Origin of the sequence: Desulfovibrio sp. DV, assembly GCF_001936595.1 — a bacterium.
Taxonomy (GTDB): Bacteria; Desulfobacterota; Desulfovibrionia; order Desulfovibrionales; family Desulfovibrionaceae; genus Solidesulfovibrio.
Map to the genome: position 1 here is coordinate 46,346 of NZ_MLBG01000017.1, position 6,416 is coordinate 52,761.

Here is a 6,416-nt window from a genome sequence, read left to right on the forward strand (position 1 = left end):
TGTATGATTTTGCGCCGCTAGGCGAGTGTTTTGGCGTAACGTCGAAAATATAAGGCCCGATTTGCCCGAGTAAAGGGGCTAACGGAAAAAACGTTTCATTGCGCCTTGTTGACCATGACCTTGGCCGGGCGCAGCAAGCGGCCGCGCAGCATGTAGCCGCGCTGGACCACCTGGGCCACGGCGTCGTCGGCCAGGCCGGCGACGGTGGCCACGCCAAGGGCCTCGTGGGACTCGGGATTAAACGGCTCGCCGGCCGTGCCGAACTCCGTCACGCCATGGCGGGACAGGATATCGACAAAGGCTTTGCGGGTCATGTCCACGCCCACCATGAAGTCCTTGCAGACTTCGCTGGTGCGGCCGTGGGCCAGGGCCAGATCGAGATGGTCAAGGACGGGGAGCAGTTCCGAAATCAGGCTTTCGGTCGCATATTTCTGGAACTCTTCTTTTTCCTTGATGAGACGTTTCTTGAGATTTTCCGTTTCGGCCAGGGCGCGCAGGCGTCTGTCGGCCTCGGCGGCAAGTTCGGCGCGCAGGCGTTCGATGGCTTCCTCCGGGGTGGCCGGGGCAGCCTCGGCCGGGGTTTCAGACGCGGTTTCGGTGTCGGGCAGTTTTTCCTCAGGGACCATGATTCCTCCACAACGAGCGTTTGGGCGCAACAAAAGGCCGGCCTGCGCCGGGGCGTCGCGACGCGGATGGTGCTTGTTAAAAATGCCGGTCGAGCAGCCGGGTCAGGGTGCTGGCGGTGTAGTTCACCACCGGCACGAGCTTGGCGTAATCCATGCGCAGGGGACCGATGAGGCCGATGGCCCCCAGGGTGCGCCGGCCGGTGCCGTAGGGGGCGGTGATGACCCCCAGTTCGGACAGCGCGGCCTGATCCGACTCGTCGCCGATTATGATGACCGTTTTAAGACCGTTTACGGTTTTGTCCAGCAGATCGAGCAGAATGGTGCGCTCTTCCAGGACGCGCATGAGTTCGCGCATATGCTCGGCGTCGGTGAATTCGGGCTGGGACAGGATGTTGGGCGTCCCGTCCACAATGACTTCGCTGGCCGGGGCGCGTTCCTGTTCAAAGGTCGAGCGGGCCATGGTCAGGGCGCGCAGGCACAGGGCATTGAGCGAGCGCCGGGCCTCGTCCATCTCGCGCACGATGCGGGTGCGCACTTCGTCCAGGGTCCGGTCGGTGAACAGATGGTTCAAATAATTGGAGCAGGCCACGAGATCGTCGGGTGTGACGTCCGGGGCGGTCTCGATGACGCGTTTTCGCACCAGCCCGCCCTGGAGCACCAGGAGGACCATGACCAGTCCGGGATTGAGCAGGGAAAAATCGATGCGCTTAAACCGCGCGCCGGCCGGATTGGGGGCAATGACCATGGAAACCTGGAGCGACAGGCCGGACAGCAGGCGCGAGGCCTGGCGCAAGACGTCGTCGAGTTCAAGGCCGGCCAGGGTCAGGTTGTCGATGATGCGCCGCTTCTGATCGTCGCCCAGGGGCGACAGGCGCATGACCTGGTCGAGATAGAGGCGAAAGGCCTTGGCCGTGGGAATGCGGCCGGCCGAAGTATGGGGCTGCTCCAGATAGCCGGTCTCGGTGAGGTCGGCCATGATATTGCGGATGGAGGCGGCGGACAGGCCCAGGGAACTGAGCTTGGACACGACCCTGGAGCCAACGGGAGCGGCCGAAGTGATATACGCTTCGATGATGGTGGTCAGGACTTCCCGTTCGCGTTCGGCAAGAGGCATGGTGTTTCCCTGTTTGGCACTCGTCGCATTCGAGTGCCAAACGGGTAACAACCGAAGGAGGCGGTGTCAAGGGAGAGGCGAAGAAATGAGCGCTATCGCACGGAAATACTGTCGGATTTTTAAAACGCTTCCGTGTCCGGCCGGTATCAGTCCTGGCCGGGCAGCAGACCGGCCGGGCCGGGGCGGGTGTCATCGTCGGTAACGCGCAGTCCGGACTCGAGATCGGCCCACAGGGCGGCGTGCTCTTTGCGGGCGACGTCGGCAGCCGGCCGGCTGTCGTGCATGAGCGGCGAGGCCTGGACCACCCGGCGCAGTTCGGCCAGTCCCTCCCGGGCGGTCAACACGGCCGTGGCCGGCAGGGACAGCCGGGGCAGCATCCGGCCGAGATCCGCCAGGGAAGACGAGGAGGCAACCAGGGCGCGGCGCGACGGCGCGGCATCGGCCAGGACGGCGTAATAGCCCAGACAGACCGTGAACAGGAGAGCAACTAGGGACCTGGAAAGACGCATGGGAACTCCATTATGTATGAACCGGCGGCAACGCCGGTCCGGGGATGGCAGGACTGCCGACAGACCGGCTAAAGTCATATCATCTGACGATTATGGGCCATAAAAAGCAACTCCCCTGATCATTTCTCCAGGGCTGTGATATCACTGGTGAAATGGTCGATGCCGTCCATGGCGAAGCGGGCGGCGGCGTCGGCATCCTGGCTGGTGATGGCATCGAGCAGGCCGTTGTGGATGTGGTCCTGGTAGCGGTTGACCCCCACGTCGGCGATCAGATGGTCGAGAAAATCCTGAAAGACCATGCAGAAGCTGCGGTAGAGGTCGGCCAGCAGGCTGTTGCCGCTGGCTGCGGCCACGGCGGAATGAAAGGCGATGTCGGCGGCCACGTAGCCATGGGTGTCACTGGCGGCCACAGCCGCTTTCTTGCGGACCAGACAGTCGCGCATGGTGTCGAGATCGGTCTCGGTGCGGTTGGCGGCGGCCAGCCTGGCCGTTTCCACCTCGATAATACGGCGCACCTCGCGGATTTCCCGGGCGGTAGCCCGGCGCAGCCGGTATTCCAGCGGCTCCTTGCCCGATGAGCCGCGCAGCACGTAGGTGCCGTCGCCCTGGCGCACTTCGAGCAATCCGGCGCTGACCAGCACGCGGATAGCCTCGCGCACGGTGGAGCGGCCGACGCCGAGCTGGGCCATGAGGGTCGGTTCGGTGGGAATTTTGGTGCCCGGCGCAAAGACCCCCAGGGATATTTTTTCCTGGATCTGCTGGATGACGAGGTCGCAGAGTTTCCGCGAGCGCACGGGACTTAAGCGGGAAGGCATCGTCTGATGATCTCCTCAATGGCCTGCCGGTTTCTAGGACCGGGCCGGGTCGCTGTCAAGGGGGGGCGGCCCCCTTTTTGCGCGCAAGGCCGCCTGCGCGCCATGGGCATAGGCCTTCGTGATGGTTCGGGCAATGGGGCATCGGAAGCATGTATTGGATTCGCGCCGGGATGCCGGGTAGGACATGGACCCATTTCAGACGGTTGTCGGCGGGTTGCCGGGGAGGGTTGCATGGAAAAGGGAGCAGGGTTCGGGCGAAGACAATTTCTCAAGATGGCGGCGGTTTCGGCCGGCGGGGCCCTGTGTGCGGCCGGCCCTGCCCTGGCGGACCAGACGGCCCAACCGGCCCAGGCGGCCGGCGAGGTGCTGCAGGTCTGGTCCTGCGGCGGCCTGGCCGAGGCCATGCTGCCGGCCAACACCGCTTTTGAGGCGGCAACCGGGGCCAGGGTGGTTTATACCGGCGCTTTTGCCGCCGCCCTTGGCAAATCGCTCCTGGGTTCGGCCACCACCGACGTCTTTGCCGGCCGGGTGCTCGATCTGGCCAAGAAGCTGCGGGCCGAGGGCCGGATGTCCTGGTTTAAGCCCCTGTGCTTCACCCAATACGTGCTGGTGACGCCCAAGGGCAATCCGGCCGGCATTGGGAACATCGCCGATCTGGCCCGGTCCGGGGTCAGGGTGGTGCTGGCTCCCGAGGCCTCGCCGCCGGGGGGCGCGGCGGCGCTGAAGATTCTGGAGAAGGCGGGCATCCTGGAAGCGGCAAAGAAGAACGCTGTTGTCATGGGAAGCTGTGTGCAGCGCACCATGGACGACATCATGGCCGGGCGCGGCGACGCCTCCATTGTGGAGCTGCGCCTGACCCGCCTGCCGGCCTTTGCCGGGCGCATGGACGTGGTGGCCATTGACCCGGGGCTGTTTCCGCCGCCGCCCATGACCTTTACCGTGGGCGTCATGGAAAGCGCCAAAAACCGCACTCTGGCCGAGGCCTATGCCGCGTATCTCCTTTCGCCCGAGGGACAGGCTCACTTCGAGCACATGGGTTTTGTGCCGGCCATCTCGGCCAAAGGACAGGAGCTGGTGGAAAAGTACGGGGTGAGAGATGTCTGAGAGCGTTGTGGCCAAGACGGGTGTTGCCGTCCGGCTCAAAGTGCTGCGCCGGGGCGCGCAGGTGCTCGGGGCGGCGGTCCTTGGGCAGTGGTCGCTCTACGGCGTGCTGCGCTGCCCCTTTGTCGTGCCCTATGTCAGCTGCCAGAACTGTCCGGTCATCACCTGCCATGGCCGGGTGTTGCCCATGTACTGGGGCTTTTGGCTGGCCCTGCCGGCCAGCGTGATCCTTTTTGGCCGGGCTTTTTGCGGCTGGGCCTGTCCGGGCGGGTTGGCCGTGGCCCTTTTGGGCAAGGTCGCACCCCTTGGCCGGACGTATGGTTCAAAATTCGCCCGGCTGGCCGGGGGGGGCAAATATCTGGCCCTGGCCGGGTGCCTCTACGTCTTTTACGCCATGGGCCAGCCCAGGGCCGATGTGCCCATCCGGGTGGGGGCGTTTTTCCAGGCCGCCGCCTTGACCTTTGAGCACGCCGGCCTGCTTTGGATCGTGCGCTCGGCCATCGTGCTTGGCTTTCTGGCCCTGGGGCTGGTGCTGGCCGGAGCCTGGTGCCGGTTTGCCTGCCCCACGGGCGGGGCGTTGGAGCTGGTCAAGGGCGCATCGCTTTTCAAGGTCTTTAAGACCTCGGCCTGCAACGGCTGCGGCAAATGCACCAAGGTGTGCGAGATGGCCACCCGGCCGGAAGAGGCCAACTGCACCAATTGCGGCGACTGTCTGGACAGTTGTCCGGTCGAGGCCATCGGCTTTGGCCGAAAGCCCAAGGAAGGCCCTGGGAAAACGGCCTAGGCCGGCAGCGCCTGGAGACGGTCCGGGGCCTTTGCACGAGCTAACCCGGACCGGTGTCGCTGAATGTTACGCGCGCCGGGCAGTCGCCGGCCGGGCGTGTTGCGGCGGGTGAGGGAGCCGCAGGCCGTCAGGCGGTTTGTTTCCGCGGCCAATGGCCGGGGCTGGCAGGCGGAGGCAACGGGCTAGAGCGGGGAAACGGTCAGGCTCAGGCCGCCGACCGACAGCGTGGACGTGAAAAACGTGGTCACGTCGGTGGAGGGGATGCCGGCCTTGGCTGCATCGTAGCGGCTGGCCGCATCGGCAAACAGGCTGATGGAATGGCTGTCCAGAAAGGAGGCCGGGTCGCTTATGAGCGCTGTGAGGTCAAGGCCCGTGGTCAGGCCTTCCTCGCCCTGGCTGAAGCTGATGGTCAGGCCGGCGGTCTGGGTGCCGAGTTGGCTGGAGAAATCCGAAGGGTCGGTAAAGGCCGTGACGCGGGCGTCGGTGGTTGCGGCCGTAGTCTGGCCGGAAAGGCCGAGGGACCCGAAGACCACGGCAGCGTAGCGGGTGTCGGCGTCGTCGGCGTGTTCGGTCATGTAGGCCTGGGCCGCTGCGCCGCCCAGGCTATGCCCGGTGACGTAGACCTGCGTGATGCCCAGAGCGTCGACGGCGGCGTCAAAGGCGGACACGCCGGCATCCAGGAGATTGTAATAGCCGGTGGTATCGAGCCAGAACGCGGCGTCGGCACTGCCCTGGTAGGCGCTTAAGCCATCGGTCGTGTAATTGATGTCGTCAGTGCCGCGAAAGGCAATGATGGCGGCCGGTGCGCCGTTGGCCACGGTGATCCAGGCGTCGAAGGCGGCATTTTGGCTGACCACGGTGCCGTTGCCGTCGCCTTCGAGGTCGAGCTGGACAAAACCGGCCGATTCCAGACCCGAAATGAGCGTGGTGTTGTCACGATAGCTGGCCTCAGCCACCACCGCCAGGGTGGCGTCAAGGTTGGCGGCGGTCAGCGGCAGGCTGGTCTGGTCGGGAGCGGTGGCAGGGGACATCGGCAACTCGCTTGGGGATTTTTCCATGTGCTACGCCTGCCCGGGGAGAGCGTCAATGGCCGGCGGGGCAGGAAGCCGGGGGCAAGGAGTCGGCGGGCAGGACCGCGGATGGCCGGCCGGCCGGTCGGGCCAGAGTCGGAGCGCCGGGACGGTCAGGCCACCTTGACCATGGACCGGCGCATGTCTTCGGCCGAGTGCATGTCCAGGACGCGGCCTTCGCCGTAGCGCACCACCTCGCCGCCGAAAAAGGCCACGTCGGCCGGATCGTGGGTGACCATGACAAGCGGGATGTCCAGGCGCGACAGGATGCCGGCCAACTCGGCCCGCACCTTCTGGCGCAGCGGAATATCCAGGGCGGAAAAGGGCTCATCCAGGAGCAGGGCGGCCGGTTCGCCGGCCAAGGCCCGGGCCAGGGCCACACGCTGGCGCTGTCCGC

General features: G+C 65.5%; 8 protein-coding genes. 2 read left to right on the forward strand and 6 right to left on the reverse strand.

What is annotated here, in order from left to right; translation table 11 throughout:
- Positions 1 to 95: 95 nt before the first annotated feature.
- The 4 genes from DVDV_RS06500 to DVDV_RS06515 form a co-directional block, all read right to left on the reverse strand.
- Positions 96 to 626, reverse strand: coding sequence for a nucleotide exchange factor GrpE (locus DVDV_RS06500; RefSeq protein ID WP_075353889.1), 531 nt, complete (start codon positions 624 to 626; stop codon positions 96 to 98).
- A gap of 76 nt (positions 627 to 702) precedes the next feature.
- A complete protein-coding gene (gene hrcA, locus DVDV_RS06505) occupies positions 703 to 1,740 on the reverse strand; it encodes a heat-inducible transcriptional repressor HrcA (protein ID WP_075353890.1) in 1,038 nt (345 codons plus the stop codon).
- Positions 1,741 to 1,886: 146 nt separating this feature from the next.
- On the reverse strand, positions 1,887 to 2,249 hold the full coding sequence (locus DVDV_RS06510) for a hypothetical protein (protein ID WP_075353891.1): 363 nt from the start codon (positions 2,247 to 2,249) through the stop codon (positions 1,887 to 1,889).
- Positions 2,250 to 2,368: 119 nt separating this feature from the next.
- Positions 2,369 to 3,064: a FadR/GntR family transcriptional regulator gene (locus tag DVDV_RS06515; RefSeq protein ID WP_075353892.1), complete on the reverse strand. Its 696-nt coding sequence runs from the start codon at positions 3,062 to 3,064 to the stop codon at positions 2,369 to 2,371.
- A gap of 231 nt (positions 3,065 to 3,295) precedes the next feature.
- Between DVDV_RS06515 and DVDV_RS06520 the strand changes: the two genes are divergently transcribed.
- Complete coding sequence (locus DVDV_RS06520) at positions 3,296 to 4,168, forward strand: substrate-binding domain-containing protein (RefSeq protein ID WP_075353893.1); 873 nt, start codon at positions 3,296 to 3,298, stop codon at positions 4,166 to 4,168.
- Complete coding sequence (locus DVDV_RS06525; RefSeq protein ID WP_075353894.1) at positions 4,161 to 4,949, forward strand: 4Fe-4S binding protein; 789 nt, start codon at positions 4,161 to 4,163, stop codon at positions 4,947 to 4,949. Before DVDV_RS06520 ends, DVDV_RS06525 begins: the two co-directional genes overlap by 8 nt.
- A 182-nt stretch (positions 4,950 to 5,131) precedes the next feature.
- On the opposite strand, the gene DVDV_RS06530 is transcribed toward DVDV_RS06525, so the two are convergent.
- Together DVDV_RS06530 and DVDV_RS23765 are read right to left on the reverse strand one after the other, a co-directional pair.
- Positions 5,132 to 6,007 (reverse strand): alpha/beta hydrolase, encoded by an 876-nt coding sequence (locus tag DVDV_RS06530; RefSeq protein WP_254845283.1) that lies wholly within the window; start codon positions 6,005 to 6,007, stop codon positions 5,132 to 5,134.
- Between the two features lie 125 nt (positions 6,008 to 6,132).
- On the reverse strand, positions 6,133 to 6,416 hold a 284-nt coding region (locus tag DVDV_RS23765; RefSeq protein WP_139311544.1), incomplete at its 5' end, for an ATP-binding cassette domain-containing protein.

Excerpts from the sequence above, each read along its gene's own strand:
- DVDV_RS06500 (WP_075353889.1), bottom strand. The coding sequence starts at position 626 with ATGGTCCCTGAGGAAAAACTGCCCGACACCGAAACCGCGTCTGAAACC.
- hrcA (WP_075353890.1), bottom strand. The coding sequence starts at position 1,740 with ATGCCTCTTGCCGAACGCGAACGGGAAGTCCTGACCACCATCATCGAA.
- DVDV_RS06510 (WP_075353891.1), bottom strand. The coding sequence starts at position 2,249 with ATGCGTCTTTCCAGGTCCCTAGTTGCTCTCCTGTTCACGGTCTGTCTG.
- DVDV_RS06515 (WP_075353892.1), bottom strand. The coding sequence starts at position 3,064 with ATGCCTTCCCGCTTAAGTCCCGTGCGCTCGCGGAAACTCTGCGACCTC.
- DVDV_RS06520 (WP_075353893.1), top strand. The coding sequence starts at position 3,296 with ATGGAAAAGGGAGCAGGGTTCGGGCGAAGACAATTTCTCAAGATGGCG.
- DVDV_RS06525 (WP_075353894.1), top strand. The coding sequence starts at position 4,161 with ATGTCTGAGAGCGTTGTGGCCAAGACGGGTGTTGCCGTCCGGCTCAAA.
- DVDV_RS06530 (WP_254845283.1), bottom strand. The coding sequence starts at position 6,007 with ATGGAAAAATCCCCAAGCGAGTTGCCGATGTCCCCTGCCACCGCTCCC.